Genomic DNA, 20103 nt, shown 5'->3' on the forward strand with positions numbered 1-20103 from the left:
CTTGATCTCGGCAACCGGTCGTTCCCGCGGGCTATTCCACCGCGGAGAAGGTCAAACCCAGTCGCGCATGGTGCGGCCGACCGTCGCGACGGACTCCTCCACGCGGGCCGCGACGGTCGCGGGCTCCCAGATGTCCAGCCGGGCGCAGTCCTCGAACGCGATCTTGGTCGCCGCCATGAAGAACGCGACGACGACCCTGGGACGCAGGTCCGCGCCGGGGTCCACGTCCTCGCGCCGGGCGATCTCGGCGGCCAGCGCCTCCGTCGCCGCCCCGTACCGCGCCATCTGCGCCGCCATCAGCGACGGCGTCGCCTCGATCACCTGCCGGACGCGGCGGAACCGGGCGCTGTCGGCCGGGTCGCCCTCCGCGATCGTCCGCAGCACCACGCGCAGCGACTCGTACAGCGCGGCGAACGGCCGCTCCTCGGGCGGACGCGCGGCGAGGGCCTCCGCGAGGAGCCGGTCGTGCTCGCCGAGGAAGCTCGTGACGACGTCCTCCTTGGTGGCGAAATAGCGGAAGAACGTCCGCTGCGACACCTCCACGGCCGCGACGATCTCGTCGATCGTCGTCGCCTCGTACCCCTTCGAGACGAACAGCTCTAAGGCCGCGTCGACGAGCGCGAGCCGGGTCCGCTGCTTCTTGCGCTCGCGAAGCCCCGCGAGCGCACGGGCGGGCGCGGGCTCCGGCTCTGCGGGCTCCGGCTCCGCGGGGCCAAGGTCGGTGGAGTTCGGGTCGGTGGAGCTGGGGCCGGTGGTGCCTGACGGGTCGCCGGCGGGGACGGCGCTCATCGGCTCGCTCCTTCTATGCCTGTACCTATGCCTATGCGCTTGGCCGGGCGGGATGGACGCCCCACCCTCAAAGGCTTCTATCACGGACGGGTCCTCCGCATGGGCGACGGGGTTCCAACGTCCGGAACGGGCCGCGTGCGATTGGCGCACACCCGCTCGGCGCGTCGCGCCGCCCTCCGCGGTCCATCCCCGCCCGCTCTGGAATCAGGCGTCCCACTCTCTGGGAATCCCCTGCACAGGCCGCGGATTCGGGTCATGCTGAGGGTCGGTCACCAACTGTTGCCGGACGGTCGCCGAAGGTCATCGCCCGGCGGCTCGGACCATGCTGAGGCAGGCTGATGTGTCAGTAGTCGGTGGACGGGAGATCGCCGAGGTGCGCCGGCGTCATCTCGCGGCACTAGCGCACGAAGTCGAGGTCCGCGGGCTCTCCTGGAGGTTCGCCGGGCCCGGGGAGTCCCTGCTGAGCGTGTCCGGCACGCGGACGCGCCGCCAGATCATGGTCGTCGCGACCCCGTGCGGCGACGGCTGGTACTACCTGTGGCCGGGCGGCGGCATGGCCGGCGTCACCGAGGCCGCAACGGTGGCCGACCGCCTCAGCAGATTGTGCTGATTCTCCCAGGGGGGCGACCCCCTGGAACCCCCGTCAGGCACGACGGGCACGCTTCCCGGGCCGCTGGCGCGTCCCGTGAAACGCACCCACCGTGCTCGGGTCCTGCGACCTCCGGGCGCTGGGCGCTGTGTTTGCCCAGGGGGGCGACCCCCTGGAACCCCTGTTGGCACGGCGGGCACGCTTCCCGATCCGCTGGCGCGTCTCGCGAAACGCACCCGCCGTGCTCGGGTCGTGCGACCTCCGGCGCTGGAGCGCCTCCGGCCGCACGACCCGTGGTCTCGGTTGAGGTTCTCTCCACCTTGCTCCCGTGCGGGCGGCTTCCCTAGACTCGGACGCGAACGTTTGTTCGAATTCCCGCATGTTCTTCCCCCGTGCGGTGAGCGCGAGGGGGAGGCAGATGACACGCGTGTTCGGCGACCCGGTGGACGTCTGGGTGAGCGATGGACGTCCTGTCCGGTTCGTCTGGCGTGGCCGGCTCTACACCGTGCGGCGGGTGCTGGAGCACTGGGTCACGACCCGTGACTGGTGGCGGGAGCAGCAGCCCGACGGCGAGGCCACCGGAGAGCGGGAGTTCTGGCGGATCGAGGCGACTCCGGACCGCGAGATCGGCGTCTACGAGCTGCGGCATGAGGTGGCCGCCGACAGCTGGCTGCTATCCCGGGTATGGGACTGACGTGCACGTTCACGTCGCCTCGTGCTATTCGCTGCGGTACGGCGTCGCACCGCCCGCGGCGCTGGCCGAGCGTGCGGCGGGCCTCGGCATGGAGACGCTCGCGCTGACCGACCGGGACGGGCTGTACGGCGCGGTCCGTCACGTTCGGTCATGTGCGGACGCGGGGATCGGGGCCGTCGTCGGCGCCGACCTCAGGGTCGCGTCCACGGGCGAGGAGCGGATCGTGGTGCTCGCCGAGGGCCGGGCCGGATGGCGGTCGCTGTGCCGGCTGGTGACGGCGGCGCATTCGGCGGGGGAGCGCGGGAAACCGGTGGTCACGCGGCAGATGGTCGGTGCGCACGCGGAGGGCCTCGTCGTCCTGCTGGGCCCGGCGTCGGACGTGGGACGCGCCGTCACCGGCCGCCGTCCGGACGTGGCGGCGGCGCGGCTGGCGGAATGGCGCGCCACGGCCGAGACCGCGATCGAGATCGTCGACCACCATGACCGGGGCGACGGGCCGCGCGCGGCGCGGATGCTCGCGCTCGCCCGCGAGGCCGGGGTGCCCGCCGTGCTCGGCAACGCCGTCCGCTATCTGGAGCCGTCCGATCATCCGGTCGCGCAGGTGCTGGACGTGACGCGCCGCCTCGTCCCGCTCGACCGGCGGCACCTGGACGACCGCACCGGGCAGGCCTACCTGAAGTCCGTCCCTGAGATGCGCCGCGTCGCGGAGCTGAGCTGCGGCGCGGACGAGGCGGACGCGCTCCTCGCCGCGACCCGGCGGCTCTCCGAACGCTGCGTCCTGGACGCGGGGCGCGATCTCGGCATGGACGACGTCCACCTCCCGATCAGCGAAGGCGACCCGTACGCCCGCCTCGTCGCCCGCTGCTCGGACGGGCTGTCCCGGCGCGGCCTGGAAGGGTCACGGAGGGCCGCGGCGCGGCTCGACGACGAGCTCGGCGTGATCGCCCGGAAGGGGCTGGCGTCCTACTTCCTCACGGTCGCCGACGCCGCCGCGCTGATCAGGTCGCGCGGCATCCGGTGCGCGATCCGCGGCTCCGGCGCGGGCAGCCTGGTCAACTACCTGCTCGGCATCGGCGACCTCGACCCGCTGCGGCACGACCTGGTCATGGAGCGGTTCCTCGCCGACAGCCGCGACGGCCTCCCCGACATCGACCTGGACGTCGAGTCCGCCCGGCGCCTTGAGGCCTACGAGGCGCTGTTCGACCGGTTCGGCGCCGAGAGCACGGCCTGCGTGTCGATGATGGAGACCTACCGGGCGCGCAGCGCGCTCCGCGACGTCGGCAACGCCATCGGGCTCCCGCCGATGGAGATCGACGCGATCGCGAAGGCGTTCCCGCAGATCAGGGCGAGCCAGATCCGGGCCGCGCTGGACGATCTGCCCGAGCTGCGGCAGAGCAACCTGGCGAGCGGGCGCCTGGAGGTCATGTTCCGCATCGCGGAGCGCCTGGACGGCCTGCCCCGCCACATCGCGATGCACCCGTGCGGCGTCCTGCTGTCGAACCCGTCCCTGCGCGACCGGACGCCCGTCGAGCAGGCCGCCGTCGGGTTCCCGATGAGCCAGTTCGACAAGGACGACGTCGAGGCGATGGGCCTGCTGAAACTCGACGTCATCGGCGTGCGGATGCAGTCGGCGATGGCGCACGCGGTCGCGGAGGTCGCCCGGCTGACAGGTGAGACGATCGCGCTGGAGGACGTCCCGCGCGACGACCCCGCCACGTACGCGCTGGTCCGCACGTCCCGGACGCTCGGCTGCTTCCAGATCGAGTCGCCGGGACAGCGCGAGCTGATCGGCCGGCTCCAGCCGCGCGACCTGGACGACCTCGTCCTCGACATCTCGCTGTTCCGCCCGGGCCCGGTCAACTCCGACATGGTGACGCCGTTCCTGGAGGCCCGTGCCGGGACCCGCGAGCCCGCCTACCCCCATCCCGACCTCGAACCGGTGCTGCGGGAGAGCCTCGGCGTGATCGTCTTCCACGAGCAGGTGCTCCGCGTCCTCGACGTGATGACCGGATGCGGCCTCTCCCGGGCCGAGGCCGCGCGCCGGAACCTCAACCACGAGCGCGGCCAGGCCGTGGTGGGCGCGTGGTTCCGCAAGACGGCGCTGGCGCGCGGTTACGACGAGGCGTCCGTCGAGCGGGTCTGGCGGATGCTGACCGCGTTCGGCGCGTTCGGGTTCTGCAAGGCGCACGCCGCGTCGTTCGCGCTGCCCACCTACCAGTCGGCCTGGCTGAAACGGCACCACACGGCTGCGTTCTACGCGGGCGTCCTCACCCACGACCCCGGCCTGTACCCCAAGCGCGTCATCCTGGACGACGCGCGGCACTTCGGCGTCCCGATCCTGCCCCTGGACGTCAACCGGTCGGCGGCGGCGTGGCATGCCGAGCCCGTCTCCGAGGGCGGCCCGGCCGGAATCCGGGTGGCGTTGAGCGAGGTCAAGGGCATCTCCGACGGCGAGGTCACCAAGATCGTCACGGCCCGGCCGTACGCGTCGCTGGGCGACTTCTGGCGCCGGGCCCGCGTGTCCCGCCCGACGACCGAGCGGCTGGTCCTGGCGGGCGGGTTCGACACCGTGCACGACGTCCCGCGCCGCGATCTCCTCTGCCGCGTCGGCGCCCTGGAGCGTGTGAACACCCGTCCGGCCCACGTCATGGAAGGCCAGCTCTCCCTGGCTCAGGAGGACGGCACGCCGCCCGCCCTGCTGGAGGAGATCCCCGCGGGCGAGCTGCCGCCGATGACCCCGGCCGAGGTGGTCGAGGCGGAGCTGGACATCCTCGGCATGGACGTCAGCCGCCACGTCATCACCTTCTACGAGGGGCTGCTCGCCGGGCTCGGCGTCGTCCGGGCCGCCGACCTGCCGGGGCGTCCCGCCGGGAGCGAGGTGCTGGTCGCCGGGGTCAAGGTCGCCACGCAGACCCCGGCGGTCCGGTCCGGCCAGCGGGTGATCTTCGCGACGCTGGACGACGCGACCGGCCCCGTCGACCTCACGTTCTTCGAGTCCGTGCAGGACCGCTGCGCCGCGACGGTCTTCGGGTGCTGGCTGCTGGTCGCGCGCGGGCGCGTCCGCCGCGCCGGGGGCGGCCGCGCCGTCTCGATCACCGCGGACGGCTGCTGGGATCTGAACGCCCTCGATGACGCGTGGCGCCGCGGCGGCCCGGACGCCGCCCGCGCCGCCATGGACGCCCCGTCCCCGCCCGCGCGGCCCGTCGGCCGCCGGATCGTCCAGCCGACCGGGTTCGCGATGTCCCCGTACTCCGACGTCGGGCATGCGGGGCCGGCGATCAAACGGCCGCCCGCCGCGCGCCTGTGGCACAGCAGCCGGGGCAGCTCTGGCCCTTAGCCGCTCAGCCGCCGGGGGCCGAGGTCGACGGCGTCACCGTCAGGCACTGCAGCCGCGTGATCTGGAAGACCGTGGCCATGCACAGGCAGGCGGCGAGCGCCTGGAACGCGGCCGCGGCGACGCCGACGTGGACGTCGAAGCGCGCGTCGGCGAGCGTGTCGACGCTGCCGTGGGTGAACGCGCGCCCGAGGACCAGGCCGAGGAGGGCGCACACCCACCAGGCCGCGACGACGAGGCCCGCGGCCTGGCGTTCGGCCGTCCGGTACCGGCCACTGTTGACCCAGACCTCGTAGACCATGCGCGGCGGCAGCCACAGGTTGACGACGGGGCACAGCCAGCCGAGCAGGACCCAGGCCCGGTGGTGCCGGTGCGGGCCCGGCGACTGCCGGTAGGCGCGCCACAGCCAGATCAGGTACAGCACCCCGGTGACGACGGCCATGATCGCGCTGATGCTGAACACGTCCACGTAGGGGGCGAGGATCTTCCCGGTGGCGACGGAGTCATAGTTGTCGTGGGTGGCCCCGCGCAGCGGATGCGAAAGGCGAAGCAGGCTGATGCCGGAGCCGAGGGCGACGAACGCGTTGAAGCCGAGCAGCATGAACACGGCGACGCCGACGGCGCGGAAGTCGCGGCGGCGCGCCCATGCTCCGCATGCCGGGCACCGGGTGACCTCGGACGGGATGATGTCGCCGCACAGCGCACACGGCATGGGTTCACCTCCGACGGCCTTTGCGATTCGCTGCTTTGGATACTACGTACGTTTGACTTATGCGTCCCGCCGCCGGTTCGGGCCGCCCACGTGTGGATCTTCACATCCGGGGGCGGATTCTCACGCCGGGAACACGAGCCGTGTCATGAGATATACGACGGCGGCGGTGACCGCGGCCCAGGCGGCGAGACGGCCGAGCCCGCCGGTGCTGAGGAGCCGTTCGGGACGGAACCCGGTGACCAGGAGCAGCGCCCACCATTCGGCGGCCAGCGCGATCGTCGCGTACAGCGACCCGAAGCCGATCAGCGCGCACGTCAGGACGATGCCCGCGGGCGTGATCGTGTGCGCGAAGAGGCAGGGGCCGCGCGCCGGTCCGTGGACCCCGGCGCGCAGGCGGGCGAGGACGACGCCCCATCCCGCGGCGCACAGCACCCAGACGGCGACGGCCGCCGTGGGCAGCCCGTTCAGCGACTCCGGTGCCAGCGCACTGTCCTTCCCCCGTGTCCTTCGAGCCCTCCGGTCCCCGTGCCCGGGGTCAGGTCATGAGGCCCGACTCCCACGCCCACGCCGCCGTCTCGACCCGGTTCCGGGTGGTGAGCTTGCGGTGGACGCTGCCGAGATGCGTCTTGACCGTGGACAGCGACACGTACAGCTCCGCCGCGATCTCCTCGTTCGTCCGGCCGCGCGCGACGAGCCGGACGACCTCCAGCTCCCGGTCGGTGAGCGGCTCGCGCGGCGGGGGCGGCGCGGTGGGCGGCTTCGCCAGCCGCTCCAGCAGCCGCACCGTGATCGACGGCGACACCAGCGACTCGCCGTTCGCCGCCGCCCGGACGGCCTCCAGCAGCAGTGCGGGGCCGCTGTCCTTCAGCAGGAACCCGACCGCGCCGCCGCGCAGCGCCCCGTAGACGTACTCGTCCATGTCGAACGTCGTGACGATGACGATGCGGAGCGGGTCCTCGACGCCGGGACCGGCCAGCACGCGGGTCGCCTCCAGGCCGTCCATCGCGGGCATCCGGATGTCGAACAGGCACACGTCGGGGCGGAGGCGGCGGGCCAGCGCGACGGCCTCCGCGCCGTCCGCGGCCTCCCCGACCACCTCCATGTCGGGCTGCGAGTCGACGATCATCCGGAACCCGGTCCGGACCATCTGCTGGTCGTCGGCGATCAGTACGCGGATGGCCACGGCGCCGATTCTGTCAGGTCACCGGTCCCCGGCGGGCAGGACGGCGACGACCTCCCAGCCCCCTTCGGGCCGCGGACCGGCGTGCAGCCGCCCGCCGAGCGCGCCGATCCGCTCGGCGAGCCCGGTCAGCCCGAACCCGCCGGACGGCAGGCGCCGCCCGCGTCCCCGCCCGTCGTCCCGGACGGCCACCTCGACCTCGCCGCCCACGCGCGCGAGCGTCACCCGGACGGACGCGGCGTCGGCGGCGTGCTTGCGGACATTGGTGAGCGCCTCCTGCACGACGCGGTGCGCGGACGCCGCCACCTCGGGCGGCAGCGTGCCGAGATCGGGCGCGATCGCCAGCGCGGCGGGCGGATGGGTGAACCCTTCGACGAGCTCCTGGATCCGCGCGATGTCCCCGACGGGACGGTGGACAGCCCCGCGCGCGTCCCCGTCGGCCGCGTTGACGTGCTGGGCGTCGCGCAGCAGCCCGACCATGCGGCGCATCGAGGTGAGCGCCTCCGTGCCGGCCTTCTCGATGCCGCCGAACAGGTCGTCCAGCTCGTCCGGCCCGGGCGGCGCGGCACCGGACCGGGCCGCGAACCGCGCCGCCTGCGCCTGGACGACGATCCCGGTCACATGGTGGGCGACGAAGTCGTGCAGGTCGCGGGCCAGGTCCAGCCGCTCGTCCCGGCGCGCCGCGGCGAGGGACCTGGCGCGCCGCGCGTCCATCGCCCGCAGGTAGAGCCCGATGCCGGCGGCGATCGCGACGGTGATGCCGAGCGGCGCGGTGAACAGCACCGCCGCGAGCGCCGACCAGCGCAGCGGCGTCGACAGGATCGCGGCGCCGAGCAGCAGGGCCGTGAGGACGAGCCGCCGCCGCGGCATCTTCCACGCCGTCCGCACGAGGAGGATCAGCATGGCGCCGATCTCGGCGAACAGGCTCGGGACGGCGACCTCGGCCGCGCCTCCCGGCTCTATCGCGAAGAGAAGGGTGGCGAGCGCCGACAGCGACCCGGCGGTGATCGCCCACACCTCGAAGCGCCGTCCCGAGATGGCGGCGGCGTTGGCCACGGCCGCGACGAGCACCGGCCACACGGCGGGGCTGAACGGGGGCCCGGCGACGAGGCAGCCCAGCAGGTACATCCCGGCGAACGCGGCGTAGGCGGTGCGCGCCAGGCAGCCGCCCAGCAGGTGGATGCGGTCCAGCCGTGCCCCGATGTCGCTCACGCCCAAGGAGCGTACGACCCGCGGCCGACCGCCGGATCGACCGTTCGGCCGATGCTCCGCGCCCCGGGACCGATCCCGCGCCCGATGCGGAGGCCGGGCGGCCTCGCGCACGCTGGAGGCATGTACCTGATCTATGTACCGTTCGTCCTCGCGTTCGCGGCCTTCGTGATCTACGGCGGCATCGTGATGCCCGCCATGGAGATCGCCGAGTCGTTGCGCGGCCGCCGCCGGTCCTGAGCCGGTCGAATAAAGGTTCGAGAATGTCAGAGGGGACGCGTAGCGTTGACCTTGTGATTCGGGCGACACCTGGGAACAGATGGCGAACCGAGTGGCTTGTAAAGGCGTACCAAAGGGTATGTGACTGACGGTGGCGATCCGCACTGGCGCGGGCCCACCGGGCTTTGGAAGGGGTGTTGGCATGAGCGCAGCGACCGGCACGTTCCATCTCTCCCACCCGCGGCTGGACGGGCCCGCCGAGCGGACCGTCGTCGAGCCGTGGCTCACCGATCTTTCCCATGCGTCGCTGAACGCCTACGCCGAGATCCCGCCCGCGCTGGCCACCGTCGAGGCGCTGCCGATGCGCGCGGCCCCGTCCCTGCGGCCCGCGCCCGCCCGCATCGCCGTGGCGGCCTGACTCTAGACCGACAGCGAAGGGGGCCGAGGAAATCCTCGGTCCCCTTCGCTTTCGCCTCTTCGTCTCATATGGCAAGACGTAGTTCTCAAAGTGTGAGAAGCGGTCGTAGGGTGAGGGCACGGCACAGAGAGGCGATCCGATGTCCCCTGAAGCGACCTACACCCACGGCCACCATGAGAGCGTCCTGAGCTCGCACACGTGGCGGACCGTCGAGAACTCCGCGGCCTACCTGGTCGATCACCTGCGTCCGGGCGCGTCCGTCCTGGACGTCGGCTGCGGCCCCGGGACGATCACCGCCGGGCTCGCCGAGCGCGTCGCCCCCGGCCGCGTCGTCGCCACCGACTCCGCCGAGGCCGTCCTGGACGAGGCCCGCAAGAACGCCGCGCTCTCCAACGTCGAATTCGCGGTCGCCGACGTCCACGCCCTGCCCTATGCCGACGGCACGTTCGACGTCGTCCACGCCCACCAGGTCTTGCAGCACGTCGCCGACCCCGTCCAGGCGCTGCGGGAGATGCGCCGCGTCGCCAGGCCCGGCGGCATCGTCGCCGCCCGCGACGCCGACTTCGGCACCATGGCCTGGTACCCGGACCCGCCCGGCATGGACGCCTGGATGCCGATCTACTACAAGGTCGCCCGCGGCAACGGCGGCGAACCCGACGCGGGCCGCCGCCTCGTCTCCTGGGCCCGCGCCGCCGGGTTCACCGGCATCGCCGCGTCGGCCTCGTCCTGGTGCTACTCCACGCCCGCCGAGCGCGAATGGTGGAGCGAGTCATGGGGCGGCCGCCTGCACCGCTCCGCGCTCGCCGACCACGCCGTCGACGGCGGCCACGCAACCCGCGAAGAGCTGCGACGCATCTACGAGGGCTGGAAGGCGTGGGCCGCCGCCGACGACGGCTGGTACTCCGTCACCCACGGCGAGATCCTCTGCCGCGTCTAGCGTCGGCGAACCGGTCAGAACGGGTCGGTGAGGTCGCCGAGCTTGTCGGTCAGCTGGAGGTTGTGGGAGTAGTCGACCGGGACGGTGATGACTGAGACCGCCTCGTCGGCCAGGGCCTTGCGGAGGGTCGGGAGGAGGTCGCCGGCCGCCTCGACGCGGTAGCCGCGGGCGCCGAAGCTCTCCGCGTACTTCACGAAGTCGGGGTTGCCGAACTTGATGTTGGAGCTGGCGCCGATCTCCAGGTCCATCTTCCACTTGATCAGGCCGTAGGCGGAGTCGTCCCAGATCAGGACGGTGATCGGGATGTTCTCCCGGACGGCCGTCTCCAGCTCCTGCGAGTTCATCAGGAACGCGCCGTCGCCGGTCGCGGCGAGGACCTTGCGCTCGGGATGGGCGAGCTTCGCCGCGATCGCGCCCGGCACCGCGAACCCCATGGACGACAGCCCGTTGGAGACCAGCAGCGTGTTCGGCTCGTACGTCGGGTACATGCGCGCCATCCACATCTTCACCGCGCCGGTGTCGGCGAGGACGATGTCGCCGCGGCCCATGGCGGCGCGGACGTCGGACACGACGCGGCGGGGCGACAGCGGGAACCCGTCCTCCCTGGCGCCTTCGGCCAGCTCCTCGCGGAGCATCTCGCGGATCCGGTGGTGAGTCGAGCGGAGCTCGTCCGTTGATTGGTGGTGGGTGGGGGCTGGAGGACGGTCCGTGCCGTTGACGTTGAAGCGGCGGTGGACGGAGTCGGCCAGCGCGTGGAGCGTCCGGGAGATGTCGCCCTGGATGCCGACCTCGACCGGGTAGTGGTCGTCCACCTCGGCGGGGAACTGGTGGATGTGGATGATCTTCTTGTCGGCCTTCGGGTTGATCTTGACCGGGTCGAACTCCTGCAGCTCGTAACCGACGGCGATGAGGACATCTGCCTCGTCGAAGCCGAAGTTCACGTAGTCGTGGCGCATGAACCCGACCGCGCCGAGCGCGTTGGGGTGGTCATCGGGGAAGACGCCCTTGCCGTTGAACGTGGTCGCGACCGGCAGGCCGAGGTGCTCGGAGAAGTAGCGCAGCGCGTCGCTCGCGCGGGCGCGGGTCGCGCCGTGCCCGGCCAGCACGACGGGCCGGGCGGCGAGCGCGAGCACGTCGGCGGCGCGGGCGATCTGCGACGGCGACGGCTCCTGCGTCCGCACGACGTTCACCGGCAGCGGCTTCAGCTCCGCGGAGACCTTCGCGGCCTCGACGTCCTCGGGGATCGCCAGGTAGACGGCGCCCGGACGCTCGGTCTGCGCCGTCTTGAACGCCTTGCGCACCATCTCGGGTAGCGCCTCGGCCCGCGGGGCCAGCTCCGACCACTTGGTGATCGGGCGGAACAGCGACACCAGGTCGACGATCTGGTGCGACTCCTTGTAGATGCGGTCCAGGCCGACCTGCGCGGAGATCGCCACAACGGGAGTGCTGTTGGTGGTCGCGTCCGCGACGCCGAGCTGGAGGTTGATCGCGCCCGGGCCGAGCGTCGCCGACGCCACGCCCGCCTTGCCGGTGAGCCGCCCGTAGATCTCCGCCATGAACGCCGCGCCCTGCTCGTGCCGAACCAGGACATACCGAATGGACGAGTCATTCAGCGCATGGACGAAATGGATGTTCTCCTCGCCCGGAATTCCGAAGACGTATTCGACGCCCTCCGCCTCAAGGGCCCGGACGAGCAGCCGGGCGGCGTTCTGTTGCGCGGGGGCTTCCTGCGTGGACATCGTGTGTCCCATCTCCAGTCTGCTGATCGCTGGGTGATGTCTTGTTCAGCACCCTCGGCCCTACCGCGATTCCTGCCCGCCGATGTGTGATCGCTCTCAGAATCCGCTCAGGAGTTCGCTCAGGAATCGGCGATGTTCTTGATGGCGCGGAGCGTCGGCTCGTCCCGCACGCCGGCGATCAGCACGGTGGTGACGGGGCTGTCGCGCCACAGCTGGAGCCGCTCCTTGATCCGCCCGAGGGGGCCGAGAAGGGAGATCGCGTCCGCCAGTTCGTCCGGCACGGCCTTGATCGCCTCGTCGCGGCGTCCGGCGAGGAAGAGTTCCTGGACGCGGGCCGCCTGCTCCGCAAAGCCGAGCCGGCCGATCAGGTCGAGATGGAAGTTGCGCTGCCGGGCGCCCATCCCGCCGATGTAGAACGCGACGGGGATCTTGGCGAACTCCAGCGCGGCCTGGAGATCGTCGGTGACGATCGTGACGACGGTGGCGGCGATCTCGAAGCCGTCCGGGCGGTTCGCCAGCGACTCCCCGAAGACCGCGTCGATCTGCGCGGGGTCGACGAACAGCGGCAGCCAGCCCTGCGCGATCTCGGTGGACAGCGCGACGTTCTTCGGCCCCTCCGCGCCCAGGTAGACGGGGATGTCCGGGCGGACGGGATGGACGATCGACTTCAGCGGCTTGCCGAGCCCCGCGCCGCCGGGCAGCGGCAGCGGGTAGTGCGGGCCTTCGCTGGTCACCGGGGCCTCGCGGCGCCAGACCTGCCGGACGATGTCGATGTACTCGCGGGTGCGGGCGAGCGGCTTCGGGAACGGCTGCCCGTACCAGCCCTCGACGACCTGCGGTCCTGACGCGCCGAGCCCGAGGATGACCCGCCCGCCCGACAGCGCGTCCAGCGTCAGCGCGTGCATGGCGGTGGCGGCGGGGGTGCGCGCCGAGATCTGCGCCACGGCGGTGCCCAGTTTGATCCGGGACGTGCGAGCCGCGTACCAGGTCAGCGGGGTGAAGGCGTCCGAGCCGTAGGCCTCGGCGGTGAACACCGAGTCGTAGCCGCAGCGCTCCGCCGAGAGGACGGTGTCGGTCTGGTCGTCGACGTCGCGCTGCCAGTAGCCGACGTTGATGCCGAGCTTCAGTTCCGCGGTCACGGTGCACCCTCCGGTTCGTCGTCGCGCCCGTTCGTCGTCGCGCCCGGTTCCTTGTGGCGCCCGGTTCCTTGTGACGCCCGGCCATCGTCGCACCGCGATACTAGAACACGTTCTATTTTCCGAAAAGGGTCAGGGGCCGCGGCGAACCAGTCGCCGCGGCCCCTGAGCCGTCGCTAGGCCTCCTTGATCGCGCTCAGCATGCGCTGCCAGGCGGACGGCGTCAGCACCAGCGCGGGACCGTCGGGGTCCTTGGAGTCGCGGACCGCGCGAAGGTCGCTGGACAGGGCGGCCACCTCGACGCACTGGTCGCCGCTCCCGCTGTGGGACGACTTGCGCCAAGCGGCACCGGTGAGTTCGCGCTGCAGGTTGGTCACGGGCTGCTCCTTGCTGCCTCGGCTATGAGGTGCGCGGAATCCTCGGGGGACAGGGCGATCGCCTCGATCCGATCGAAGCGATCCCTATGTTTTGCTATTGCCTCAGCGCTCTCAAGGTAAACGTCGCCCATGGTGCCCTCTACGTAGGCGATATCGGGGTCTGCGGGGTCTGGATACGACAATATGGTGAATCGTCCATCGAGGCCCGCATGCTCCCGCGCCGTATACGGAAGTACCTGAATCGTGACGGATGGGCGGGTGTTCACCGCGGTGGCGAGGGCCTCCAGCTGGGCGCGCATCACCTTCTCGCCGCCGATCGGACGGTGCAGCACCGCCTCGTCGAACACGACGTGCAGGCGCGGCGCGTCCGTCCGGTCCAGCAGTGCCTGGCGGATCTTGCGGGCCGCGATGCGGCGCTCGATGTCCTCGGGTCCGGGCAGCAGCCGGCCCGCCGTGATCACGGCCCGGGAGTACTGCTCGGTCTGCAATAGCCCGTGGACGAGCTGCGGATCCCAGGTGCGGATGTGCGACGCCTCGTCCTCGAGCGCGACATAGCTGCCCGCGAAGACGTCCTGGTAGGCGGTCCACCAGCCGCGCTGCCCGGCCTGCCGGGCGAGCGTGATGAGCGCGTCGCGGGCGGGGCTGGGGACACCGTAGAGATCGAGGATGTCGGCGATGTCGCCGGGTTTGGGCCGGGTCTGGCTGGTCTCGAGCCGGGAGACGGTGGCCCGCGACCAGTCGAGCCGATCCGCCACCTCCTGCAAGGTCAGGCCCTGCTCCTCTCGCAGCTTGCGCAGTTCCCGCGCCAGGCGGCGGCCACGGACGGTGGGGCGGTAGGTCATGGGAGTGGAGTCTTACCACTCTCGACGCGCGTCACAACGCGATTGACGAACCCGGCAGGTCGGGTAGAGCAATTCCGCAAAGGCTGTTGCGCTGGTGAGATTCTCACGACACGCTTGGCTCCGTAACTACCGGGGGACCGACAGTGACGAGCGGGCAGGCCGCGCGCCCGTAGGAACGCGGGAGGAACCCGTGAAGAGCACGACAGCCGGCCTGACGGCCGAGACGATGGCCGACGCGATGGCGGGCGGCGACGGTGACGGCGACGAACGCGCCGCCGCGGGAAGCAGGCCCGGCTGGGTCTGGGCCCTGCCGGGCGGTGCCGGATGCGCCGGCCATGCCCGGCGCGTCCTGCGCGACGCGCTCGCCTCGCTGGGCGTCCCGCCCGACGCGATCGCCGACGCGCAGCTCATGGTGAGCGAGCTGGCGACGAACGCGCACCAGCACGCCGGCGAGCACGGCCCGCACGAGCTGTGGCTGTATCTCGGCGAGAACGAGACGAGCGACGACGAGCCCGGCGGCGACGGCGGCGAAGGCGAGGGCGCGGCACCGGACGGTGCGAGCGGCGAAGTCCGGTGCGCGGTCTTCGACGCGTTCCCCGACGCCGCGCTCCCCGGCTACTCGTGGACGTCCGGCGACTGCGGGCGCGGGCTCAGCATCGTCCGGGAACTGTCCGGCGGGCGCTGGGGCATGCGGCGGACGCGCTCCCGGCTCGGGCCGTCCGTTCGCGGCAAGGCCGTCTGGTTCGCGGTGCCAGGCGCCACCGCGTCCGCCGCCCTCCGCTGACCCTCCGCAAGCCCACGGCTCGGCCGGCGCCCGGAGCGTCCGGCGAGCCGCGCCGCCCTGCGCCCCTATGCTGTGGGCGCGTGCTCGACGTTCCGCGGCTCGTTGTGGCCGCCCCTTCCACCGGAAGCGGTAAGACGACCGTCGCGACGGGTCTGATGGCCGCGTTCGCCGGCCGCGGCCTGGCGGTCTCCCCGCACAAGGCCGGGCCCGACTACATCGACCCCGGCTACCACGCGCTCGCCACCGGACGTCCCGGACGCAACCTCGATCCATGGCTGACGTCCGAGGAACTGATCGTCCCCCTCTTCTCGCATGGCGCGGACGGTGCGGACATCGCGATCGTCGAAGGCGTCATGGGCCTGTACGACGGCGCCGCTGGGCTGGGACCCGCCGATGCGGCCGGTGGCGGCGACTACGCGTCCACCGCCCACGTCGCGACCCTCCTGGACGCGCCCGTCGTCCTGGTCGTGGACGCCTCCGCGGCGGCCGGACGGTCCGTGGCCGCGCTCGTCCACGGCTTCCGCTCCTACGGGACGGTCAGGATCGGCGGCGTGATCCTCAACCGCCTCGGCTCGGACGGCCACGAACGCATGTGCCGCGACGCCGTCGAGGGCCTCGGCCTGCCCGTGCTGGGCGCGCTCCGCCACCACGACGAGGCGACGGCGCCGTCCCGCCATCTCGGGCTCGTCCCGGCGGCCGAGCGGCGGGCGGACGCGGTCCGGGCCGTCCGGCGGCTCGGCGAGCTGATCGCCGCGTCCTGCGACCTAGACGCGATCCTCGCCCTGGCCCGCGCGGCGCCCCCGCTGACCGCCGGCCCCTGGGACCCGGCGGAGGCGGTGGGACCCAGGGAAAAACAATCGCAACGTCCGCGGATCGCGGTCGCCGGAGGGCCCGCGTTCACGTTCGGGTACGCGGAGAACGAGGAGCTTCTCGCGGCGGCGGGCGCCGAGGTCGTCCGGTTCGACCCGCTCCGGGACGAGGAACTCCCCGAAGGGACGAGCGGCGTCGTCATAGGCGGAGGGTTCCCCGAGATGCACGCGGCGGAACTTTCGTCCAACGAGCCCCTGCGCCGTGAGCTGGCCGCCTTCGGCAAGGCGTCGCGTCCCGTGTACGCGGAATGCGCGGGCCTTCTCTATCTCGCGCAAGAGTTGGACGGTGCCGCCATGTGCGGCGTCTTGGCCGGAGTGAAGGCGACCATGGCCTCGCGGCTGACACTGGGCTATCGTGCCGCGGTGGCGGTGGCCGACTCGGTCGTCGCCCGCGCGGGCGAACGGGTACGCGGCCACGAGTTCCACAGCACGGTCACCGAACCCGTCCATGGGGACACCGCGGCCTGGCAGTGGGCCGCGTCCGGTCCCGTGGGTTTCGTGCAGGGCGATTGTGTCGCGTCCTACCTCCACGTGCATTGGGCGGGGGCGCCCTGGTTCGCGAGCAGGCTGGTCGACGCCTGCGGAGAAGCCGCCCGCAGGGGAGACGCCCGCGGAGAAGGGGAGCGCGAGTGAACGGCTTCGACGGAAGCGTCCGGCTGGAGGGGGAACGGGTCGTCCTGCGGACGTTCGGGCTGGACGACGCCGCGGGGCTGATCGAGGTGATCCGCGCCGGTGAGGACTTCCTGCCGCCGAGCTTCCCGACCGTGCTGGAGGCCGAGCCCATCGCCTGGTTCCTGAGCGAGGGCGTCAACAAGGTCCAGCGCTACGGGCTGGGCATCCATCTGGCGGTGACCGGCCGCGACGGCGGCGACCTGCTCGGCACCATCGGGCTGTTCAAGGTGAACTGGGAGCATCTGACGAGCGAGGTCGGCTATGGGCTGCGCCCGGCGGCGCGCGGGCACGGCTACGCCACCGAGGCCCTCCGGCTCATCTCCGAGTGGGCGCTGCGCGACTGCGGGCTCTTCCGCGTCGAACTGCGCGCCATGGTCACCAACCACGCGTCCATCCGCGTCGCGGAGAAGAACGGCTACGTGCGCGAGGGCATCGCGCGGGGCGCGGAACGCGAGAACGGCGCCAACCAGGACATGATCGTCTTCAGCCGGATCGCGAGCGACCCGCCGCCGCCGGGGGCGCAGGTCGGATCGGGGGTCACCGGCGCGCCGCGGCGGTGGTCCGGCGGCGGCTTCGAGAGGCTCGACGCCCAGGACGAGGAGGGACGGCCCGGGTGATCGACGCGGACAGGACGCTCGTGCTCTACGGCGAGGGCGCGCACCAGGCGGCCCGGCGGATGCTGCCGGGGCTGCCGGACGCGCGCTTCGTCCCGGCCGGGGCGTCCGGCGAGCCCGGCCCCACGCGGCTGCGCGCGGCGTTCAAGGAGGCGGTCAGGGCGGAGCTCGCGCAGGTCGTCCTGGTCGCCGGGCTGGCCGAGCAGGCGCGCTTCCTCGGCGGCGCGGGCGGTGTCGCGGGTGTCCTGGAGTCGGTCACCCTCGACATGGGCGGCGACGCCGCGCTGGCCGCGACAGTGGCGGAGGCGCCGACGCTCCGGGACGCCTACGACCGGTGGGAGGCGGCGGGCGTGCTCGGCCCGTGCGGCCGGGAGCTGTGCCGCCGGACGGCCGGTGAGCTGGAACGGCTCGCCGCCGAGGCCGCCGGGACGCCCGCCAGCCCGGTCGCCGCGCAGGTGGTCATGCTCGATCCGGAGGGCGAGCGCATGGTCGGCATGTTCGGGCGAATGGCCCGGTAGGCATTAGGCGGGGTAGGCGATGCTCACGATCGTCGGCCGCAACGGTTCACCGCTCAGCGAGGCGGCCCGGGCGGCTCTGGAAAGCGCTGCGCTGGTGCTCGGAGAACCCGGCCACCTGGACGATCTGCCCATTGGGGCCGAGGCCCAGAAGGTCGCGACCGGGGATCTGGCAGAGGCGCTGCGAGGCGTCGACGTCACGGACCAGGACGTCGTGCTCGTCGTGGACGGCGATCCCGGCTACTTCGGGATCCTCCGGATGCTGCTCGAACAAGGGCATGCCCCAGAGGTACTGCCGTCCGCGCCGATGGTCGCGCGGGCCTTCTCCCAAGCGGGACTGCCTTGGGACGACGCGCTCGTCGTCTCCGCCCGCGACGGGCACCTGAGACAAGCCGTCAACGCCTGCCGAGCCCACCCCAAGGTGGCCGTGCTGACCGGGCCGGGTGCGGGCCCAGCGGAGCTGGCGCGCGCGCTGTTCCCCGTGACCCCGCGGTCGTTCGTCGTCTGCGAAGACCTGGACGGGCCTGGGGAGCGGGTCGTGTATGTCCGTCCGGCCGAGGCCACGACACGTCCGTGGAAAGACCCGGATGTGGTGCTCGTCCTGGACAACCGGCACGCGCTCGGGGACGCGACCTGGATCTCAGGGTCCGCGCCGAGTCCCGCCGGATGGGCGCTGCCCTCGGACGCCTTCGGTGATGGAGCCGGTCCGCGGCCGGATGTCCGCGCCTTCGTCCTGGCCAGGCTCGGCCCGAGGGTCGGCGACATGGTGTGGGACGTGGAGTCCGGCGACGGCTCGGTCGGCATCGAATGCGCGCGCTTCGGCGCCGCCGTCGTGGCCGTCGACCGCGACTACACGACGTGCGAGCGGATCCGGGAGAACGTCCGCCTGCACGGGGTCAAGGTCGCGATGGCGTCCGGGGACGTGCGGTCCACGGCCGGGCACCTGCCCGAGCCCGACGCCGTGTTCATCGGCCCGGGGTTCGCCGGACCGGCCGGGCCGGACGCCGTCCGGACGTGCGCCGCCCTCAGACCGTCCCGGCTCGTCGCCATCGCGGCCTCTGCGTCGCCGCAAGACGACGCCGGGATCGCGCAGGAGATGATGGACGTGCTGGCCGAGCACGGCTTCACCGCCGAGGCCGTCCGGCTCCGAGCGACGCCCTTGGACGAGGGCCCAGAGCAGCCCGACGCTTCCGTGATCGTCGTGTGGGGTCAGCGGGACGCCCAGACGTGGGGACGGCACCCGTCCCAGACCGTCCGCTCCATCGAGACCATCCCCGCCCTGCCGACCGAGCCCGGCGAATAGGGCGTCCCCGACAAGGCAGGCAAGATAGGCAAGGCGGGCGAGACCGGGACGTAACACCTCCCAAGTCGTGAAACCCTGGTATCCGTCCTGGAAGCGACGCAGGAGGCGCAGTTGACCGTCCCGGCCGACCTCCCCGACATCGACCTCCGGCACCACGGGGACACGGAGGTCGGCGACGGGCTCGCCGACTTCGCCGTCAACGTCCGGACCGGCATGCCCCCGGCCTGGCTGGCCGAGCGGATCCGCGCGTCCGTCGCGGACCTCGCCGCCTACCCCGACCCGCGCCCGGCCCGCCGCGCGGTCGCCCGGCGGCACGGCAGGGCCGTCGGCGAGGTGCTGCTCACCGCCGGTGCGGCGGAGGCGTTCGTGCTGATGGCGCGGGTCCTCGCGCCACAGAAGGCGGTTGTGGTGCACCCGCAGTTCACCGAGCCCGAGGCCGCGCTGCGGGCCGCCGGCCACCCGGTGGAGCGGGTGATCCTGGGCAAGGACTTCGCCCTCGACCCCGCCGCGATCCCGGCCGACGCCGACCTCGTCGTGATCGGCAACCCGACGAACCCGACCTCCGTGCTGCACCCCGCCGCCGCCGTCGCCGCGCTGGCCGCGCCCGGCCGGACGGTCATCGTCGACGAGGCGTTCATGGACTGCGTCCCCGGCGAGCCCGAGACCCTCACCGGCAAGCTGCCCACCGGTGTCGCCGTCGTCCGCTCCCTCACCAAGACCTGGGGCCTCGCGGGCCTGCGCGCCGGATACGTCCTGGCCGATCCCTACCTGATCGAACGGCTCGCAGAGGCGCAGCCGCTCTGGGCGGTGTCCACACCTGCGCTCGTCGCCATAGAGGCCTGCTCCGCTCCGGAGGCCGTCGCCGAGGCCGAAGGGTGGGCCGTCGCGCTCGCCGCCGAACGCGACCGGCTGGCCGCGGAGCTCACCACACGCGGCATCTATGTCGTCCCGGGAGCGCGAGCGTCCTTCCTGTGCCTGTGCGTGCCCGACGCTCTCGGCATCAGAGCACTGCTAAGGCAGCGCGGCTATGCCGTGAGGCGCGGAGACACGTTCCCAGGGCTCGGCTCCGACTGGCTGCGCATCACCGTGCGCGACCGGTCCTCCAACGACGCCCTTCTAGATGTGCTCGGCGAACTCGGCATCTAAGGGATCGGCACCCAGGGAGAGGACA

General features: G+C 72.5%; 20 protein-coding genes. 11 read left to right on the forward strand and 9 right to left on the reverse strand.

Annotated features, from left to right (window positions below; all coding sequences use genetic code 11):
• Window positions 1-51 precede the first annotated feature (51 nt).
• Window positions 52-789, reverse strand: coding sequence for a TetR family transcriptional regulator (locus ACH34S_RS35455; protein ID WP_395957267.1), 738 nt, complete (start codon window positions 787-789; stop codon window positions 52-54).
• A gap of 340 nt (window positions 790-1129) precedes the next feature.
• On the opposite strand from ACH34S_RS35455, the gene ACH34S_RS35460 reads away from it, so the two are divergent.
• The 3 genes from ACH34S_RS35460 to ACH34S_RS35470 all read left to right on the forward strand — a co-directional run bounded on the left by ACH34S_RS35460 (window position 1130) and on the right by ACH34S_RS35470 (window position 5409).
• Window positions 1130-1399, forward strand: coding sequence for a hypothetical protein (locus tag ACH34S_RS35460; RefSeq protein ID WP_395957268.1), 270 nt, complete (start codon window positions 1130-1132; stop codon window positions 1397-1399).
• A gap of 397 nt (window positions 1400-1796) precedes the next feature.
• Window positions 1797-2072 carry a DUF6504 family protein gene (locus tag ACH34S_RS35465; RefSeq protein WP_395957269.1) on the forward strand — a complete coding sequence of 92 codons (276 nt, stop codon included), beginning with the start codon at window positions 1797-1799 and terminating at the stop codon, window positions 2070-2072.
• A 1-nt stretch (window position 2073) separates the two neighbouring features.
• The gene (locus ACH34S_RS35470) at window positions 2074-5409 is read left to right on the forward strand and encodes a DNA polymerase III subunit alpha (protein ID WP_395957270.1); all 3336 of its coding nucleotides are present in this window, start codon (window positions 2074-2076) and stop codon (window positions 5407-5409) included.
• Between the two features lie 4 nt (window positions 5410-5413).
• Here ACH34S_RS35470 and ACH34S_RS35475 read toward each other — a convergent pair whose 3' ends face one another.
• The 4 genes from ACH34S_RS35475 to ACH34S_RS35490 form a co-directional block, all read right to left on the reverse strand.
• Window positions 5414-6118, reverse strand: a complete 705-nt coding sequence (locus ACH34S_RS35475; RefSeq protein WP_395957271.1) for a DUF4328 domain-containing protein — start codon at window positions 6116-6118, stop codon at window positions 5414-5416.
• A 120-nt stretch (window positions 6119-6238) separates the two neighbouring features.
• The gene (locus ACH34S_RS35480) at window positions 6239-6550 is read right to left on the reverse strand and encodes a hypothetical protein (RefSeq protein WP_395957272.1); all 312 of its coding nucleotides are present in this window, start codon (window positions 6548-6550) and stop codon (window positions 6239-6241) included.
• Between the two features lie 103 nt (window positions 6551-6653).
• Entirely contained in the window at window positions 6654-7301 is a 648-nt protein-coding gene (locus ACH34S_RS35485) for a response regulator (RefSeq protein ID WP_395957273.1), read from the reverse strand.
• Window positions 7302-7319: 18 nt separating this feature from the next.
• Window positions 7320-8510, reverse strand: a complete 1191-nt coding sequence (locus tag ACH34S_RS35490; protein WP_395957274.1) for a sensor histidine kinase — start codon at window positions 8508-8510, stop codon at window positions 7320-7322.
• Window positions 8511-8928: 418 nt separating this feature from the next.
• Between ACH34S_RS35490 and ACH34S_RS35495 the strand changes: the two genes are divergently transcribed.
• A complete protein-coding gene (locus ACH34S_RS35495; protein ID WP_395957275.1) occupies window positions 8929-9144 on the forward strand; it encodes a hypothetical protein in 216 nt (71 codons plus the stop codon).
• A 139-nt stretch (window positions 9145-9283) separates the two neighbouring features.
• Window positions 9284-10081, forward strand: a complete 798-nt coding sequence (locus tag ACH34S_RS35500; protein ID WP_395957276.1) for a methyltransferase domain-containing protein — start codon at window positions 9284-9286, stop codon at window positions 10079-10081.
• Between the two features lie 14 nt (window positions 10082-10095).
• Here ACH34S_RS35500 and ACH34S_RS35505 read toward each other — a convergent pair whose 3' ends face one another.
• The 4 genes from ACH34S_RS35505 to ACH34S_RS35520 all read right to left on the reverse strand — a co-directional run bounded on the left by ACH34S_RS35505 (window position 10096) and on the right by ACH34S_RS35520 (window position 14175).
• Entirely contained in the window at window positions 10096-11820 is a 1725-nt protein-coding gene (locus ACH34S_RS35505; RefSeq protein WP_395957277.1) for an acetolactate synthase large subunit, read from the reverse strand.
• 119 nt (window positions 11821-11939) lie between these two features.
• Window positions 11940-12959, reverse strand: a complete 1020-nt coding sequence (locus ACH34S_RS35510; protein WP_395957278.1) for an LLM class F420-dependent oxidoreductase — start codon at window positions 12957-12959, stop codon at window positions 11940-11942.
• Between the two features lie 173 nt (window positions 12960-13132).
• Window positions 13133-13333 (reverse strand): DUF397 domain-containing protein, encoded by a 201-nt coding sequence (locus tag ACH34S_RS35515; RefSeq protein ID WP_395957279.1) that lies wholly within the window; start codon window positions 13331-13333, stop codon window positions 13133-13135.
• Window positions 13330-14175, reverse strand: coding sequence for a helix-turn-helix domain-containing protein (locus tag ACH34S_RS35520; protein ID WP_395957280.1), 846 nt, complete (start codon window positions 14173-14175; stop codon window positions 13330-13332). The genes ACH34S_RS35515 and ACH34S_RS35520 overlap by 4 nt, the downstream gene beginning before the upstream one ends.
• A gap of 190 nt (window positions 14176-14365) precedes the next feature.
• On the opposite strand from ACH34S_RS35520, the gene ACH34S_RS35525 reads away from it, so the two are divergent.
• The 6 genes from ACH34S_RS35525 (at window position 14366) to cobC (ending at window position 20078) form a co-directional block, all read left to right on the forward strand.
• The gene (locus ACH34S_RS35525) at window positions 14366-14959 is read left to right on the forward strand and encodes an ATP-binding protein (protein ID WP_395957281.1); all 594 of its coding nucleotides are present in this window, start codon (window positions 14366-14368) and stop codon (window positions 14957-14959) included.
• 80 nt (window positions 14960-15039) lie between these two features.
• Window positions 15040-16461 (forward strand): cobyrinate a,c-diamide synthase, encoded by a 1422-nt coding sequence (locus tag ACH34S_RS35530; RefSeq protein WP_395957282.1) that lies wholly within the window; start codon window positions 15040-15042, stop codon window positions 16459-16461.
• A complete protein-coding gene (locus ACH34S_RS35535) occupies window positions 16458-17117 on the forward strand; it encodes a GNAT family N-acetyltransferase (protein ID WP_395957283.1) in 660 nt (219 codons plus the stop codon). Before ACH34S_RS35530 ends, ACH34S_RS35535 begins: the two co-directional genes overlap by 4 nt.
• Window positions 17114-17632: a hypothetical protein gene (locus ACH34S_RS35540; protein ID WP_395957284.1), complete on the forward strand. Its 519-nt coding sequence runs from the start codon at window positions 17114-17116 to the stop codon at window positions 17630-17632. Before ACH34S_RS35535 ends, ACH34S_RS35540 begins: the two co-directional genes overlap by 4 nt.
• 19 nt (window positions 17633-17651) lie before the next feature.
• Window positions 17652-18932 (forward strand): precorrin-6Y C5,15-methyltransferase (decarboxylating) subunit CbiT, encoded by a 1281-nt coding sequence (locus tag ACH34S_RS35545; protein WP_395957285.1) that lies wholly within the window; start codon window positions 17652-17654, stop codon window positions 18930-18932.
• A gap of 87 nt (window positions 18933-19019) precedes the next feature.
• Window positions 19020-20078, forward strand: coding sequence for an Rv2231c family pyridoxal phosphate-dependent protein CobC (gene cobC, locus ACH34S_RS35550; RefSeq protein WP_395957429.1), 1059 nt, complete (start codon window positions 19020-19022; stop codon window positions 20076-20078).
• The last annotated feature ends 25 nt before the right edge of the window (window positions 20079-20103 follow it).

The organism is Actinomadura sp. 3N508, assembly GCF_044326375.1.
Taxonomy (GTDB): Bacteria; Actinomycetota; Actinomycetes; order Streptosporangiales; family Streptosporangiaceae; genus Spirillospora.